This window comes from Variovorax sp. UC122_21 (genome assembly GCF_044056785.1).
GTDB lineage: Bacteria > Pseudomonadota > Gammaproteobacteria > Burkholderiales > Burkholderiaceae_C > Variovorax.
This window is the reverse complement of the sequence record NZ_CP172003.1, coordinates 405,984-420,189: the sequence shown is the minus strand read 5'-3', so window position 1 is coordinate 420,189 and position 14,206 is coordinate 405,984. Positions and strand designations below refer to the sequence as shown.

The 14,206-nt window shown below is 70.1% G+C and carries 11 protein-coding genes and 4 pseudogenes; 11 read left to right on the top strand and 4 right to left on the bottom strand.

Annotation, left to right across the window (positions count from 1 at the left end):
- Positions 1-674: 674 nt before the first annotated feature.
- The 10 genes and pseudogenes from ACHMXE_RS02105 to ACHMXE_RS02060 form a co-directional block, all read left to right on the top strand.
- Positions 675-860, top strand: a pseudogene (locus tag ACHMXE_RS02105) (ATP-binding cassette domain-containing protein); the annotation flags it as partial.
- Between the two features lie 55 nt (positions 861-915).
- Positions 916-1,734 carry an ABC transporter ATP-binding protein gene (locus tag ACHMXE_RS02100; RefSeq protein WP_395346545.1) on the top strand — a complete coding sequence of 273 codons (819 nt, stop codon included), beginning with the start codon at positions 916-918 and terminating at the stop codon, positions 1,732-1,734.
- A gap of 23 nt (positions 1,735-1,757) precedes the next feature.
- A pseudogene (locus ACHMXE_RS02095) lies at positions 1,758-2,950 on the top strand (CaiB/BaiF CoA transferase family protein).
- Positions 2,947-3,696: pseudogene (locus tag ACHMXE_RS02090) on the top strand (enoyl-CoA hydratase); the annotation flags it as partial. The pseudogenes ACHMXE_RS02095 and ACHMXE_RS02090, both read left to right, overlap by 4 nt.
- 64 nt (positions 3,697-3,760) lie before the next feature.
- Positions 3,761-4,537: an enoyl-CoA hydratase/isomerase family protein gene (locus ACHMXE_RS02085; RefSeq protein WP_395346544.1), complete on the top strand. Its 777-nt coding sequence runs from the start codon at positions 3,761-3,763 to the stop codon at positions 4,535-4,537.
- A 169-nt stretch (positions 4,538-4,706) separates the two neighbouring features.
- The gene (locus ACHMXE_RS02080) at positions 4,707-6,662 is read left to right on the top strand and encodes a PAS domain S-box protein (RefSeq protein ID WP_395346543.1); all 1,956 of its coding nucleotides are present in this window, start codon (positions 4,707-4,709) and stop codon (positions 6,660-6,662) included.
- 37 nt (positions 6,663-6,699) lie between these two features.
- Positions 6,700-7,035, top strand: coding sequence for a YnfA family protein (locus ACHMXE_RS02075; RefSeq protein ID WP_395346542.1), 336 nt, complete (start codon positions 6,700-6,702; stop codon positions 7,033-7,035).
- 78 nt (positions 7,036-7,113) lie between these two features.
- Positions 7,114-7,959 (top strand): 3-deoxy-8-phosphooctulonate synthase, encoded by an 846-nt coding sequence (kdsA, locus tag ACHMXE_RS02070; RefSeq protein WP_395346540.1) that lies wholly within the window; start codon positions 7,114-7,116, stop codon positions 7,957-7,959.
- A 40-nt stretch (positions 7,960-7,999) separates the two neighbouring features.
- On the top strand, positions 8,000-8,236 hold the full coding sequence (locus ACHMXE_RS02065) for a hypothetical protein (RefSeq protein WP_395346539.1): 237 nt from the start codon (positions 8,000-8,002) through the stop codon (positions 8,234-8,236).
- A gap of 58 nt (positions 8,237-8,294) precedes the next feature.
- Entirely contained in the window at positions 8,295-9,419 is a 1,125-nt protein-coding gene (locus ACHMXE_RS02060) for a 3-deoxy-7-phosphoheptulonate synthase (RefSeq protein ID WP_395346538.1), read from the top strand.
- A gap of 146 nt (positions 9,420-9,565) precedes the next feature.
- Here ACHMXE_RS02060 and ACHMXE_RS02055 read toward each other — a convergent pair whose 3' ends face one another.
- Positions 9,566-9,886 (bottom strand): hypothetical protein, encoded by a 321-nt coding sequence (locus tag ACHMXE_RS02055; protein WP_395346536.1) that lies wholly within the window; start codon positions 9,884-9,886, stop codon positions 9,566-9,568.
- A gap of 76 nt (positions 9,887-9,962) precedes the next feature.
- A pseudogene (locus tag ACHMXE_RS02050) lies at positions 9,963-10,190 on the bottom strand (NAD(P)H-dependent oxidoreductase); the annotation flags it as partial.
- A gap of 78 nt (positions 10,191-10,268) precedes the next feature.
- Between ACHMXE_RS02050 and ACHMXE_RS02045 the strand changes: the two are divergent.
- Complete coding sequence (locus ACHMXE_RS02045; protein ID WP_395346535.1) at positions 10,269-10,877, top strand: TetR/AcrR family transcriptional regulator; 609 nt, start codon at positions 10,269-10,271, stop codon at positions 10,875-10,877.
- 103 nt (positions 10,878-10,980) lie between these two features.
- Here the strand turns inward: ACHMXE_RS02045 and ACHMXE_RS02040 are convergent, their stop codons facing one another.
- Both ACHMXE_RS02040 and ACHMXE_RS02035 read right to left on the bottom strand, forming a co-directional pair.
- Entirely contained in the window at positions 10,981-11,721 is a 741-nt protein-coding gene (locus ACHMXE_RS02040; protein ID WP_395346534.1) for a hypothetical protein, read from the bottom strand.
- A 176-nt stretch (positions 11,722-11,897) separates the two neighbouring features.
- Entirely contained in the window at positions 11,898-14,198 is a 2,301-nt protein-coding gene (locus ACHMXE_RS02035) for a molybdopterin guanine dinucleotide-containing S/N-oxide reductase (protein ID WP_395346532.1), read from the bottom strand.
- Positions 14,199-14,206 lie beyond the last annotated feature (8 nt).

The window sequence follows — 14,206 nt, the reverse complement described above, 5'->3', positions numbered from 1 at the left end:
CTTCGAGCAGCTGACCGTGCGCGCGGCCATCCTCAACACCGTGCTGTACTCCGGCGCCACCGCGCTGGTGTGCGTGGGCATGGGCATCTGCGTCGCCTACGCCACGCAGCGGCGCATCACGCCTTTTCCCACCTTCGTGCAATTCATGGCGCTGGCACCGGTGGCCGTCCCGGGGTTGATCCTGGCCATCGGTCTCTATGCGGCTTACGCCGGGCCACCGTTCAGCCTCTATGGCATGGGCGTGCTGATCGTGATCGCCTTCACCACGCGCTTCCTGCCGATCTCGGTGGCGGCGAGTTCGGCCGGCGTGCGTGCACTCAATCCGGAGCTCGAGGAGGCGGTGCGCATCCTCGGCGGCGGACGCCTCACGGTGCTCACGCAGGTGGTGGCGCCGCTGCTCAAGAAGACGCTGGTGGGGGGCCTTCATCCTGGTGTTCGTCATCTGCACGAAGGAGCTGTCGACCGCGGTCTTCCTCACCGGTCCCGAATCGCGCGTGGTGTCGGTGCTGACGCTCGACCTCAGCGAACAGGGCAACTACGAGACCCTCGCCGCGATGGGCGTGGTGCTGGTGGTGATCGTGACCATCGTCGTGGGGATCGGCATGAGGCTCGCGGGGCGCGACTTCATGCTGCGCCGCTCCTGAACCCGCACGCACCCAAGAGAGAAGCAACGCATGTCCAAACTCGAACTCAGGAACCTCAGCAAGCGCTACGGCGCGACGCCGGTGGTCGATGCCGTCTCGCTGCAGCTGCAGCGCGGCGAACTGGTCACGCTGCTGGGCCCTTCGGGCTGCGGCAAGACCACCACGCTGCGCATGATCGCGGGCTTCATCGAGCCGTCGGATGGCACGATCGTGGTCGACGGCGCCGAGATCTCGTCGCCCGCGCGCTCGGTGTCGCCCGAGCATCGCGGGCATGTCGATGATCTTCCAGAGCTATGCGATCTGGCCGAACATGACGGTGGCGCAGAACGTGGGCTTCGGCCTGCGGGTGCGCAAGACGGCCGATGCGGAGATCGCGCGGCGCGTGGCGGAGATGCTCGACGTGGTCAAGCTCGGCGCCCTCGCGCAGCGTTATCCGGCCGAGCTCTCGGGTGGACAGCAGCAGCGCGTGGCGCTGGCGCGCGCGATGATCGTGCGGCCCGAAGTGCTGCTGCTCGACGAGCCGCTGTCCAATCTCGACGCCAATCTGCGCGAAGAGATGGCCACGGAGATCCGCCGGCTGCACGACCAGTTCCACTTCACCACCGTGTACGTGACGCACGACCAGGCCGAGGCGATGGCGATCTCCGACCGCATCGCGGTGTTGCACCAGGGCCGGCTCGAGCAGATCGACACCCCGTGGAACCTCTACAACCGCCCGCGAACGCCCTTCGTCGCGGGCTTCATCGGCAAGACCAACCTGGTCGAGGGCGAGCTCGACGGCGACCGCCTGCGGCTCGACGGGCTGGCGGCGGGCTTCGCGCTGCCCGGGGGCGCGGCCGGCGGCGCCCGCCTGCTGGCCTCGATCCGGCCCCAGTCGCTGTACCTCGATGCCGCGCCCGCGGGCGCGGTGGCGCTGGGCGACGTCTCGGTCGTCGGACGCACCTACCTCGGTGAGTACTGGAACTACCTGGTGCGACCCAGCGGAGGCGGGGCGTCGCTCAAGGTGCACGCAGCGCCGTCCACGGTGCTCGAGATCGGCCAGCGCTCGACGATCTATGTCGACCCCGGCGCCGTGGCCGCCATCCAGTGATGCATCCAGCGCACGAGTCCACCATGCCCCATTCCATCGATTCCGACCTGCCGCTCACGGGCTGCCGCGTGCTCGACCTCACCATCGCGCGCGCGGGCCCGGTCGCGGTGCGCCTGCTGGCCGACTGGGGCGCCGACGTGGTGCGCATCGACCCGCCCGATCGCAAGCCCACGCTCGGGCCGCGCCGCGGCTCGGACGAGCAGAACCTGCACCGCAACAAGCGCAGCCTGAGCGTCAACCTCAAGACCCCCGAAGGCATGCGCGTGCTGCGCCAGCTCGTCGAGCGCAGCGACGTCGTGGTCGAGAATTTCCGCGCCTCGGTCAAGGAGCGCCTGGGCCTGAGCTACGAGGCGTTGCGCGCGATCAATCCGCGGATCATCCTGGCCAGCATCTCGGGCTTCGGCCAGACCGGCCCGTACGCGGGACGCCCGGGCCTCGACCAGATCGTGCAGGGCATGAGCGGGCTGAGTTCGGTCACGGGAGAACCCGGGCGCGGTCCCTACCGCACCGGCATCGCGATCTCCGACACCACCTCGGGCATGTTCCTGGGTCAGGGCATCCTGCTGGCCCTGCTGCACCGCCAACGCACAGGCCGCGGCCAGTGGGTCCATACCTCGCTGCTGGAGGCCATGCTCAACAAGCTCGACTTCCAGGGCGCGCGCTACACGATCGAGGGGGAGGTGCCGCGGCAGGAGGGCAATTCGCATCCACGCTGGTGCCGATGGGCACTTTCGATGCCCGCGACGGAAAGGTCAACATCTGCGGGCCTGGCGCCGCGATGTGGGCCCGGCTGTGCGAAGTGCTCGGCGCCCCGCATCTGGCGCAAGACGAGCGCTACAAGGACCAGCCCTCGCGTCTCGCGCACCGGCGCGAGCTCGAGGAGGCCATTAGCGCCATCACGCGCGGCTTCGGCGTGCGCGAACTGGTGGAGCGACTGAACGATGCGGGCGTGCCTTGCGGCCCCGTCTACGACATCGGCCAGGCCTTCGAGGATGCGCAGGCCCGGCACCTGCGCATGACGCGTCCGGCGCCCCATGCGGCGCTGGGTACGCTGGAACTGCTGCGCTCGCCGATCAACCTGTCGGACTGCCCGCACGCCGAGGCCTTCCATCGCGCGGCGCCCGATGCGGGCGAGCACACCGATGAAGTGCTGCGCGAGCTCGGCTACGGCGACGAGTCCGTCGCGTCGCTGCGCAAGGAAGGGGTGGTGGCATGAAGGCGCAGGACCGAGTCCTCCAGTCGCTGGGCACGGGCCGCATCCTTGGCGAAGTGCGCGAGGGCATCGGCTGGATCACTTTCAACCATCCCGAGCGCCGCAACGCGATGTCGCTGGACATGTGGCAGGGACTGGGCGCGGTGGCGGAGGCCTTCGAGCGCGATCCGGGCGTGCGGGTGGTCGTGATGAAGGGAGCGGGCGGCAAGGCCTTCGTCTCGGGCGCCGACATCTCCGAGTTCGAGCAGCACCGCGCCGACGCGGCGCAGAAGAAGAGCTACGACGAGGTCGCCGCTCGCGGCCATGCCGGCCTGGCCGCGTTGAGCAAGCCGCTGGTCGCGATGATCCAGGGCTACTGCGTGGGCGGCGGCCTGGCCATCGCGCTGGCTGCCGACATCCGGATCGCGGCGTCGTCCTCGCGCTTCGCGATTCCGGCCGCCCGGCTCGGCCTGGGCTACGACTACCGTGGCGTGGCCGCACTGGCGCGGCTGGTCGGGCCGTCGGCCGCGAAGGACATCCTCTTCAGCGCACGCTTCCTCGAAGCCCCCGAGGCCTTGCGGCTCGGTCTGGTCAACACGGTGGTCGAGGATGTCGCGCTCGATGAAGCCGTGAGCGCCTATGCGCAGAGGATCGCCGCGAATGCGCCGCTCACGGTGCACGCCGCGAAGAAAGCCATCCTGGCGTTCGAAGGCTATTCGGACAGCGCCGCGGCCGACGAGATCGCGCCGCTCGTGCTGCAATGCTTCGACAGCGAAGACTATCGGGAGGGCCGCCGCGCCTTCCTCGCCAAACGTCCTCCATTTTTCAAGGCCGATGAACGCGATCACCGAACCCACCGATTCCTCCGACCTGCCCGAGCTTCGCATCGAGGGCGCGGTCGCGACCATTCGCCTGCGCCGCCCCGCACAAGCCAACCGCCTGAGTGCCGACGACCTCGAGCGGCTGGCCGCGCTGATCGCCGAGGTCGACGCGCGGCCGGAAGTGCTGGTGCTGCTGTTGCGCGGCAGCGGCAAGTATTTTTGCAGCGGCTACGACATCGGCAGCATCGGCGCAGAGCGCAAGGTCGACTTCGAGGGGGTGGTCGATGCGCTGGAGATGGCGCGTGCAGTCACGGTGGCGGTGCTGCATGGCGGCGTGTATGGCGGCGCGACCGATCTCGCGCTCGCCTGCGATTTCCGTGTCGGGGCCACGGGCATCGACATGTTCATGCCGGCCGCGCGCCTCGGCTTGCACTACTACCGCTCGGGCCTGGAGCGCTACGTGAGCCGCCTCGGCCTGGACAACGCCAAGCTGCTGTTCCTGACGGCGCGCAGGATCGATGCCGTCGAGATGAAGCGTATCGGCTACCTGACGCAGCTCGCGGAACCCGAGCGACTGGAAGAGGAGGTCGGTGCCCTGGTGCGCGACTGCGCATCGATGGCGCCGATCGCGCTGACCGGCATGAAGCATCACCTCAACCGCATCGCGCGCGGCACGCTCGACCCGCAGGCGCTCGACGCGAGCATTCGCAGGGCCTACCTCTCGGAAGATTTGCGCGAGGGGCAATCGGCCTGGGCGCAGAAGCGGGCGGCGAAGTTCCAGGGGAAGTAGGGACGGGTTACCGGTGGGAGCCTGGGCCTGCCGGAACCGGTGGTCCCAGCAGGATGGCCGACCGCAACTGTCGGCGACGTCCCACGGATCGGGCCGCCGGGCGGGGAATACTCCTCGGTCCAGCCGAGGGGGAACCGGCACGAACCCACTGTCCGAGAGAACAAAACACATGCCAGATCCCGCCGCCGAGTGGCTGTCCATCGCCAACCTGTCGGACACCGATCACCGGCAGATGATCGATGCCGTCACCGACTACGCGATCTTCTTCCTCGATCCCGACGGCATGGTGCTGAGCTGGAATGCCGGCGCGCGGCTCGTGTGTGGCTACGAAGACGCCGAGATCCTCGGCCACCATGTGTCGACGCTCTATCCGGCCGAGGCGCAGCAGCGCGACGGCCCGCGCCAGGAGCTCGCGCAGGCGCGCGAAACCGGTCATTTCGAGGACGAGGGCTGGCGCGTGCGCAAGGACGGCAGCCGCTTCTGGGCCAGCGTGGTCATCACGCGGCTCACCGGGCCCGACGGCGGCGTGCGCGGCTTCTCCAAGATCACGCGCGACCTCAGCGAGCGGCGCCAGCAGGACGAGCTGCTGCGCGCGAGCGAGGAGCGCTTCCGGCTGCTGGTCGAGGGCGTGAAGGACTATGCGATCTTCATGCTCGATCCCGCGGGCCATGTGATCAGCTGGAACGCGGGCGCGCAGAAGAACAAGGGCTACGAGGCGGCCGAGATCATCGGCCGGCACTTCTCGACCTTCTATCCGCCCGACGTGGCCGCCAGCGGCTGGCCCGCGCAGGAGCTGCGCAATGCGCTGCGCGATGGCCGCTTCGAGGACGAGGGCTGGCGCGTGCGCAAGGACGGCAGCCGCTTCTGGGCCAGCGTGGTCATCACGGCGCTGTACGACGCGGCGGGCCACCACAAGGGCTTCGCCAAGGTCACGCGCGACCTCAGCGAGCGCCGGCGCATCACCGCGCTGGAGGACGAGGGGCGGCGCATGGCCACCTTCCTCGCGATGCTCGGGCACGAGCTGCGCAATCCGCTCGCACCGATCTCGAATGCGCTCGAGCTGCTCAAGCGCGAGAAGATCGAGTCGCGCATCTTCAACAGCACGCGCGACATCATCGACCGGCAGCTGCGGCAGATGACCCGGCTGATCGACGACCTGCTCGACGTGGGCCGCATCACCAGCGGCAAGATCCACCTCGAGGCCAAGCCCGTGCGGCTGCGCGACGTGATCCACGACGCGGTCGAGACGGTGCGCCCGCTGGTGGCGCTGAAGTCGCAGCAACTCGACCTTCAGGTCGACGGCGCCGACCCCTGGGTCACCGGCGACCGCGCGCGGCTGGTGCAGGTGGTCAGCAACCTCGTGCACAACGCCGCCAAGTTCACCGACAGCGGCGGGCGCATCGAGCTGCGGCTCGGCACCGGCCCCGCCGCGCCCGGCGTCGCGGGCGCCAGCGCGATCGAGGCCGAGATCGCGGTGCGCGACACCGGCCCGGGCATCGCGCCGCAGGACATCCACCGCATCTTCGACCTGTTCGTGCAGGGCGAGCAGGACGCCGCGCGTTCCAAGGGCGGGCTCGGCCTCGGGCTGAGCCTGGTGCAGCAGCTGGTGGCGCTGCATGGCGGCCGGGTCAGCGTGTTCAGCAGCGGGCGCGCGGGCGAGGGCAGCGAATTCATCGTCAACCTCGCGGCCGTGGCCGAGCCGCTCGCGGGCGAGGGCACCTCGGGCCGGGCGCCCGGCGAACGGCTGGTGCTGGTGGTCGACGACAACCAGGATGCCGCCGAGACCATGGCGCTGCTGATGGACGCGCTGGGCTACGCCAGCGCGGTCGTGCACGACGGCTTCGCGGCCATCGAGGCGGTCAAGACCGGCCGGCCCGACGTCGTGCTGCTCGACATCGGCCTGCCCGGCATCGACGGCCACGAGGTCGCGCGCCGGCTGCGCGCCGAGCTGGTCGACCCGCCCGCGCTGATCGCCGTGACCGGCTACGGCCAGCCCAGCGACCGCGACACCAGCTTCGAGACCGGCTTCCTCGGCCACCTGACCAAGCCGGTGGACGTGGACCGGCTGGCGCGGATGCTGGAGCGGCTGTTCCAGGACCAGCAGGCGGGCGCGGCGGCGGGTTGAGAGCGCGGCGGGCCCTGCCCGCACCGAGAATCCGCGCATGGACCTGCTCAAGACCTTCGCCCTCTTCGTCGCCACCGCGCTGGCCGAGATCGTGGGCTGCTTCCTGCCCTACCTCTGGCTGCGCCAGGGACATTCGGCCTGGCTGCTGCTGCCCGCGGCGCTCTCGCTGGCGCTGTTCGCCTGGCTGCTGACCCTGCATCCGACCGCGGCGGGCCGGGTGTACGCGGCCTACGGCGGGGTCTACATCGGCGTGGCGGTGCTGTGGCTCTGGGCGGTCGACAAGGTGCAGCCGAGCGTGACCGACTGGGTCGGCGTGGGGGTCAGCCTGCTCGGCATGTTCATCGTCATGGCCGGGCCGCGGCTGGCGCGCTGAGCGGCGCGAGACGCTCTCTGCGGACCTGTTGCCGGCTGCCGCGACAATAGGCCCCAAGATTCAGGACAGGAGTTCCCCATGAAGAACGTGATCATCCCCCCCGGCATCGGCGTGCGCAACGACGGCCCCTTCGTGCTGTTCGGCGGCGTCAACGTGCTCGAGTCGAAGGACCTGGCACTGCGCAGCGCCGAGGAGTTCGTGCGCGTCACCGGCAAGCTCGGCATTCCCTACGTGTTCAAGGGCAGCTTCGACAAGGCCAACCGCTCGTCGATCCACTCGTACCGCGGCCCCGGCCTCGACGAAGGCCTGCGCATCCTGCAGGAGGTGAAGTCGGCCTTCGGCGTGCCGGTGCTGACCGACGTCCACGAACCGGCCCAGGCCGCGCCGGTGGCCGAGGTGGTCGACGTGCTGCAGCTGCCCGCCTTCCTCGCGCGCCAGACCGACCTGGTGGTGGCGCTCGCCAAGACCGGCCGCGTCATCAACATCAAGAAGCCGCAGTTCCTGAGCCCGAGCCAGATGTTCAACATCGTCGAGAAGTTCAGGGAAGCAGGCAACGACCAGATCATCCTGTGCGACCGCGGCACCTGCTTCGGCTACGACAACCTCGTGGTCGACATGCTGGGCTTCGGCGTGATGAAGAAGACCACGGGCGACCTGCCGGTGATCTTCGACGTGACCCATGCGCTGCAGCAGCGCGAGGCCGGCGCCGCCGCCTCGGGCGGCCGTCGCGAGCAACTGGTGGACCTGGCGCGCGCCGGCATGGCGCTGGGCCTCGCGGGCCTGTTCATCGAGGCCCATCCCGATCCGGCCCAGGCCAAGTGCGACGGGCCGAGCGCGCTGCCGCTGCATCAGCTCGAACCCTTGATGACCCAGCTCAAGGCGCTCGACGACCTGGTGAAGTCGTTCCCCGTCCTGAAGATCTAGCTTTCTTCAGACCGTCATGCGGGGCTGCGAGCATCCCCGCATGTTCGGCCCTCTCATTTCCATCGCGCTGACGGTGGAACAGCACGACACGAGCGAGTACTACTGGGTGCTGCTCGAGTCGTTCGACGGTTCGCCCGAGTACGAGCGCCTGCTCGAAGCCGCGGCGGGATTCTCCACCTACCTCGATGCGCTCCAGGCCGGCTATGCCGTGCTCAAGGGGCTGTCGGAGGATCTCGCGGTCGGTCCGCGCGACGAGAGGCGCTCGCGCTTCCTCTGAGGGCACGCGGGTGCGTTCGGGGACAATCGGCGAGCCTCTCGACATTCCACCCACGACCATGCCCCGCCTCGACGACCCCCTCCACGACGCCGAAATCGGCTCCCGCGACAGCACGCTCGACACCACCCGCATCGACGACGTGCGCATCGGCGCCGTGCGCCCGCTCATGACCCCCGCGCTGCTGCAGGAGCGCGTGCCCGTGCGCGACAACACCCTGGCGCTGGTCGAGGGCGCCCGCGCCGCGATCGCCGACGTGCTGCACGGCCGCGACGACCGGCTGGTGGTGGTGGTCGGCCCGTGCTCGATCCACGACCACGACCAGGCCATCGAGTACGCGCAGCGCCTGAAGAAGGTGGCCGATTCGCTGCAGGACGACCTGCTGATCGTGATGCGCGCCTACTTCGAGAAGCCGCGCACCACGGTGGGCTGGAAGGGCTACATCAACGACCCGCACCTCGATGGCAGCTTCGCCATCAACGAAGGCCTGGAGCGCGCGCGGCGCCTGCTGCTCGAGCTCACCACGCTGGGCCTGCCGACCGGCACCGAGTTCCTCGACCTCCTGAGCCCGCAGTTCATCGCCGACCTGATCGCCTGGGGCGCCATCGGCGCGCGCACCACCGAGAGCCAGAGCCACCGGCAGCTGGCCTCGGGCCTGAGCTGCCCGGTCGGCTTCAAGAACGGCACCGACGGCAGCGTCAAGGTCGCGGCCGACGCCATCCTCGCGGCCCGCGCGCCGCATGCCTTCATGGGCATGACCAAGATGGGCATGGCGGCGATCTTCGAGACCCGCGGCAACGACGACTGCCACGTGATCCTGCGCGGCGGCAAGGCGCCCAACTATTCGGCCGCCGACGTCGAGTCCAGCTGCCAGGCCCTGCTGGCCAACGGCCTGCGGCCGCAGGTCATGATCGACGTCTCGCACGGCAACAGCAGCAAGCAGCACCAGCGGCAGATCGTGGTGGCGGAAGACGTCGCGGCGCAGATCGCGGGTGGCGAGCGGCGCATCACCGGCCTCATGATCGAGAGCCACCTCGAGGAAGGGCGGCAGGACCTCCAGCCCGGCGTGGCGCTCAAGCGCGGCGTGTCGATCACCGATGCCTGCATCGGGTTCGCGCAGACGGTGCCGGTGCTCGAGGGGCTGGCGTCTGCGGTGAAGGCGCGGCGGCGGTTGGCGAAGGGCTGAGGTCGGGGCGTTCAGGAAAGCGGGATCGGGCAGCCGAACGCAGAAGAAATACAAAAGTTGCGCAGAGGTCGCGGAAGGAAGAAGAACAATCGAATTCTCTTCTGCGACTTCTGCGTTCGGCTGCCCGATCCCGCATTCATTCCGCTTTAGCCTGCCAACTCGGTAGCCGCTCGCTGCGGCGCTTCCTTCGCGAACGCGTTGCTACCGAGCCCCCGCGCGGTGACCAAGTGCGCGGCCCCGCCCTGCCCATTCACATCGACCAGGAACTCCGAGGTCCGCACCGGCGCGCCGCAGAAATCGAAGATGCCGTGGTCGATCTGCGTGCGCATCGCCTTGTCGTAGCCGTGCCGCGCATAGGTGCCGCCGTCCGCGCCGCCGATGCCGATCAGGTGGATCGGGAGGTGGCCCAGCCGCTTGCCGAGAGAGCCGTCGGGCCGCTCGTCGTAGGCCCAGCCGTTGGAGAACACGCGGTCGATCCAGCCCTTCGAGCTGCCCCGGGAACGACCACCAGTAGACGGGATAGACGAGCACCAGCGCGTCGGCGCGGTCGATGCGCTGCTGCTCGCGCAGCACGTCGGCCGGCAGCGGCGCCTGCAGCAGATAGGCGGTGGCGTCGGCCTGGTTGAAGGCCGGCTGGAAGCCCTCCGCGGCGAGGTCGGCGATCTCGGTCCTGTGCTCGCCGGAGGCCGCCACGCCCTCGGCATAGGCACGCGCGACGGCATGCGTGAGCGACTGCGGGGAGGGATGGCTGACGACGATGAGGGCATGCATGGGGGTGGTTCCTTTGAGGTTGGGTGTAAACTACTTTTAGTAGTCTACGCTTCGTAAGTTACCTTTGGTAGTTTAAGGATGTCAAGCAACCCGACGAAACCGGCCGTGCCCGCCGCGGCGAAGAAGCGCCTGCCCAAGGAGGAGCGCAACCGCCAGCTCATGGACGTGGCCTGGTCCATCGTGCGCCGCGAAGGCACCGATGCACTCACGCTGGGCTACCTGGCCGAGCGCGCGGGCGTGACCAAGCCCGTGGTCTACGACCACTTCGGCACGCGCACCGGGCTGCTCGGCGTGCTCTACGAGGAGTACGACGGCCGGCAGCACGCGCTGATGGACGCGGCCCTGCAGGCCGCGGGCCGGTCGCTTCCGGCCGTGGCGAAGGTGATCGCCGCCACCTACGTCAACTGCGTGATGGAGATGGGCCGCGAGATGCCGGGCGTGAGCGCCGCGCTGGCCGGCTCGCCCGAGCTCGATGCGCTCAAGAAGGAGCACGAGGCGCTGTTCCTCGCCAAGTGCCGCGATGCGCTGCAGCCCTTCGCCAGGCAGCCGCTCGCGCTGGCGGGCATGCGCGCGATGCTGGGCACGGCCGAGGCCGTGTCGTTCGCGGCGGCCGCGGGCGAGATCGAGCCGGCGGACGCGGAGCACGAGATCTACGACGCCATCCTGCGGATCGCGCGCAGGACCTGAGCCGCCGGCGCCGGCGCTCAGTCTCCTTCGAGCACCGACGAGGACTCGAGCCAGAAGCCCCCGATCATGCCGACCGTGAGCGCCCCGATGGCGCCCCACAGGCTCAGGAAGGTGTGGATGTTGTAGTGCCCGGGACGCTGCGCCAGCGCGGCCGACAGCTCGGGCTCGACGATCCCGCCGAGGCCTCGCGCGGCCGCGAAATCGAAGCCGGCCGCGCCGAGGGAAATGGACCGCCACCAGCAGCGGCAGCATCGTCATGAACGGCAGCCAGGCGCCGCGCACCTTGCGCCAGGCCAGCAGGTAGGCCGCCAGCAGCAGCACGACACCCACCACGATCGTGCCCAGCACCACGGGCCGTCGGGTCAGTGGCAGCAACAGGGGCCAGAGCCATTGCAGCGGATAGAGCGGCCATTCCGCGTTCGGCGCCAGTCCACCCGGCCGCGCGAAGGCCTGCCGAGCCCAGCGCGAGCGTCACGCGTCCCACCAGCGCGGAGGCGCAGGCCACCGCCGCGATGCCCAGGCAGGCGATGCGCAGCGGCGAGCTGCGCGGCTGCGGCCACACATGCGGGGGCAGGGCCGGCATCGGCGGATCGCCCACGCGCCACGTACGCGTCGTGACGATCACGGAAGCACGCGGGGTGGCCAGCTCGCCGCGCACCAGCCAGTCGGTCGCCAGCACCGCGAGCGCGAAGGCCATCGCGGCCGTGAGCCAGGCGCAGGCGCCGGGCATCTCGACGAAGCCGAACGGCGTGAGCATCGGCAGCTCGCCATAGACGAGCCCGGCGCAGCCGTAGGCCAGCATGATCGGAACGCAGAGGATCAGGGCGGCGCGCGTCAGCAGCACGTCGCTGCGGGCCGGCTCGTCGCGCAGTGACTGGAGGCGCGACCATGCGCGGGTCAGACTCGATCGATCCAATCTTCGTGGTGTGGGCAGGGTCTCGAGGGAGGCCCGGAGGGCGCTGACATTAGCACGTCGTTTCGCGGGCGCTGTGGCAGCTGGCGCGCGGTCGATCCACGCCCTCAAGACGGCGCGTCGAACACCGGCGGATCGAAAGCCGTGATCGCCGGCACCTCGCCGCGCCACAACGCCACCTCCACGCGCGCGCTCTGCGCCGCGCACCCTTGCGCCAGCCGCGAGCTGCCGACATCGGGCGTCACCACGTTCGGATTGCCGTGCTTCTCGAGGCTGCCCGGTGCCTGCGCGTCGAGCGGGTCGTACCAGGCACCGGTGGCGATCTGCGCCACGCCGGGCCGCACGTCGTCGGACAGCACGGCGCCCGCGAGGAAGGCGCCGCGTGCATTGAAGACGCGCACCACGTCGCCGGCCGCGATGCCGCGCTCGCGCGCATCCTGTGCATTGAGCGTGATCGGCTCGCGGCCCTCGATCTTCGAGGCACGGCTCAGCGCGCCATGGTCGTACTGGCTGTGCAGGCGCGTCGCGGGCTGGTTCGACAGCAGCTGGATCGGCCCCTCCGGCGCCTCGGGCTCGAACCAGCGGGCATGGCCCGGGCAATCGTCGTAGCCGAAACCCGCGATGCGCTCGGAGTAGAGCTCGATGCGGCCCGAGGGCGTGGGCAGGGCATGCGCGACGGGATCGGCGCGAAAGGGCGCGAGCAGCACCACCGGTTCGTTCGCCACCGCGTTCGTGCCGCCGATGTCGATGCGACCGATTTCCCAGAAGGCATCGAACGAGGGCAGCACCAGGCCGGCGGCCTCGGCACGCGGCCGCGCGACTTCGTACAGATGCCGCAGCCATTCGCTTGCATCGCGGCCCTCGGTGTAGGCCGGCGCGATGTCCAGCCGCTCGGCGAGCTGCGAGAGGATCGTGTAGTCGTCGCGCGCCTCTCCCACGGGCGCGATCGCCGCATGCATCGCCACCATGAAACGCTCGCTGCCCGCGCTGCCGATGTCGTCGCGCTCCAGCGTGGTGGTGGCGGGCAGCACGATGTCGGAATGCCGGGCCTGCGCGGTCCAGTACTGCTCGTGCGTGATCACGGTCTCGGGCCGGCGCCAGGCCTCGAGGGTGCGGTTGAGGTCCTGGTGATGGTGGAACACGTTGCCGCCGGCCCAGTACACGAGGCGGATGTCGGGGTAGTGGTGCCGGCCGCCGTTGTAGTCGAAGGGCGCGCCGGGGTTCAGCAGCATGTCGGCGATGCGCGCGACCGGAATGAAGTCGGCCACCGGGTTCACGCCCTGCGGCAGGCGCGCGCCCGAGAAGCTGCCGTGGCCGCTGCCGATGTAGTTCATGCAGCCATAGCCCAGGCCGAAGCCGCCGCCCGGCAGGCCGATCTGCCCGAGCAGGGTGGCCAGGGTGACGGTCATCCAGAACGGCTGCTCGCCGTGCCGCGCGCGCTGCAGCGAGTAGGTGCAGTTCACCAGCGTGCGGCTGCGGGCCATGCGGCGCGCGAGCGTGGCGATGGCCTCGGCCGCGATGCCGCAGCGCTCGGCGGCCCAGGCCGGTGTCTTGGGCACGCCGTCGGCGCGGCCCAGGATGTAGTCGCGCACCGGGTCGAAGCCGACCGCGTGGCTGCGGCAGAAGGCCTCGTCGTGCAGGCCCTCGTCGATCAGCACGAAGGCCAGGCCCAGCATCAGCGCGGTGTCGGTGCCGGGGCGCAGCGGCAGCCATTCGGCATCGGGCACGGCATCGAGGTCGGCACGCACCGGGCTGACGTTGACGAAGCGCGTGCGGCCCGAGGCCACCATGCGCCGCAGCGCCGGCGCCACGCCATGGTCGCTCGCGCCGCCGGGGCTGACCTGCGTGTTGCGCAGCGGCAGGCCGCCGAAGGCCACGAACAGCTCGCAATGCTGCGCGAGCACGTCCCAGCTCGTGTGGTTCTGCAGCAGCGCGTCCATGCCGTCGACGATGTGCGGCAGCAGCACGCGGCCGGCGCCGAGGCTGTAGCTGTCCTTGCTGTGGACGTAGCCGCCGAAGGCGTTGAGGAAGCGATGCAGCTGGCTCTGCGCATGGTGGAAGCGCCCCGCGCTCGACCAGCCGTAGCTGCCGCCGTAGATCGCCCGGTTGCCATGCGCCTGCTTCACGCGCCGCAGCTCCTGCGCCACGAGGTCGAGCGCCTCGTCCCACGGCAGCTCGACGAAAGCCTCGCGCCCGCGCCGGTCGCCGCTGCGGTGCCGCGTGGCGGCATCGAGAAAACTGCGGCGCACCGCGGGGCGCCGCACGCGCGTGGGCGAATCGACCGCGCCGACCATCGAGGCGCCGATCGGCGAGGGCGCCGCGTCCCATTCGGCGGGCCGCATGGCCACGAGGTGGCCGTTCTCGACCACGGGGCGGTACACGCCCCAGTGGGTGGATGTCAGCGGCATGGGCCTGG